Annotated in this window: 1 protein-coding gene and 1 pseudogene; one reads left to right on the top strand and one right to left on the bottom strand. The window is 70.4% G+C overall.

The genetic code is table 11. The features are described from left to right. Nucleotides 1-339: pseudogene (locus tag AC36XV_RS07230) on the top strand (hypothetical protein); the annotation flags it as partial. A gap of 111 nt (nt 340-450) precedes the next feature. Here AC36XV_RS07230 and AC36XV_RS07225 read toward each other — a convergent pair. Continuing rightward, the coding region (locus tag AC36XV_RS07225; RefSeq protein WP_492203006.1) for a DUF3604 domain-containing protein at nt 451-1,623 on the bottom strand (1,173 nt) is incomplete at its 5' end.

Here is a 1,623-nt window from a genome sequence, read left to right as displayed (position 1 = left end):
GTGCTGCCCGTCGTGGGGCCCCGGCCAGGGCCGGGCGCCCCGTTCGGCGGACCTGGCACTCCGGAGGATGGCCGGGCGGGTGGAGGGGGCATTCGCCCCGACCCCGGCCGCATCGCCCAGGGATGGGAGCACCGCTTCACCGCCGCCGGAGCCCGTGCGGAGGAGATGATCGCTCTCTACCGGGAGCTGGGATTCGAGGTCGTGGCCGATCCGGTCCCCGGGAATGCGGTGGATCCGGGATGCGGCGTATGCCTCTCCGGATCGGCGGAGTACCGGGTGATCTATACGCGGAGGCGGGGGCCGGGCTGCGGTGGGATCCCGGACGCCGTCGAGCCGTGAGGGCGGGCACGTCCCCACGATCCGCCCAGGTCCACCGGGGTGCCGACCGTCGGGCGAGATCCCCCTGTCGACACCCCGTTGCCGCTTGCGCGTCCCGACGCTACGCCGGCCTCACGGTGTGTACCAGATCGGCGACGTCCAGGCGCGCTCCTGAATGGAGGTGGGCAGCCCCTCGGGCACCGCCATGCCGAGGGCCGCGGCATCGTACGTCGACCACCGCGGCGTCGGGATCTGGATGACACGGGCGTAGTAGAGCGCCGGCACGTCCGGGTCGAAGTCGGGATCCGTCCAGGCGACCATCAGCTCTTCCGCACCGATGTCGTTGGTGTAGCTGGCCGCCGCCACGTCCACGGTGTTCCCGACCGCTTCGCTCCCATCGGTCCGGCCTCCGGAGAGGGCCACGTCGTAGATCCGCTCCATCTGCTCCCCGTTCTCGATCCAGCCCTTGACGATCTGGATGCGGTCGAGGTTGGCGCCGTCCGGCTCCTTCATGGCCGCGACGAGGAAGGTCGGCGCCGTGCCTTCCGGCGCAGCGGGCAGGTCCCCACCCATGGGAACGCCGCCGTCGTAGGCGGCCTGCAGCCAGTCGGTCCGATCGATCAGCCCGTCGGCATAGTCGTAGCCTGCGAACATGCGTACCCGCAGCCTCGGACCGGAGGTCGCGAACGTCTCCCTGCGGACCATGCCATCGAAAATCGCCCCGCGGGTGTTGGACTCCGCCCAGACGCCCGCCACGCCGCCGGAGCTGAACCGCTGAACCTGCTGGATCGAGGACTCGGGCACGCCCGGAGGACCCTCGAGGCGGTGACGCGGCTCCTGCTCGAACCCGAACTTCCCGGTGTAGTTGTCCTCCTCGATCGACGCGGCGGCGTTGTGCGTGTCCGAGTCCCCGATGAAGCCGTACTTGAACGGGTTACCCCGCCCTTCCAGCTCGTACCGCATGCCCCGGATCAGGGCCTCGCGGGCATAGCCACCCACCTTGTTGGCCGGCGGCACGGCGTCCGGCGACAGCGTGTAGTCCCAGATCTCGAAGTCCCCGAACTCGTCGTTCGGGCTCAGGGTCGGGTAGACCTCGGACGTCCCCTTGATCTGGGTGAGCTCGAACAGCTGCTCGTTGCGCATCCGGGCCGCGGCGTAGTCGGCGTCGACGGTCACCCCCCCGAAGGCCTCCCCCACCGGGAACATCATCCCGTCGCTGGCATTCCCGTTGTGGGGCACGGCGAGCAGCGTCGACCCGTTCGCGCGCTGCCGGTCCATCCAGTCCCACAGGTCGGACGGGACGCT

It is taken from the genome of Candidatus Benthicola sp. (assembly GCF_058719085.1).
The sequence above is the reverse complement of the archived record's forward strand: the minus strand, read 5'-3'. Positions and strand labels throughout refer to the sequence as shown.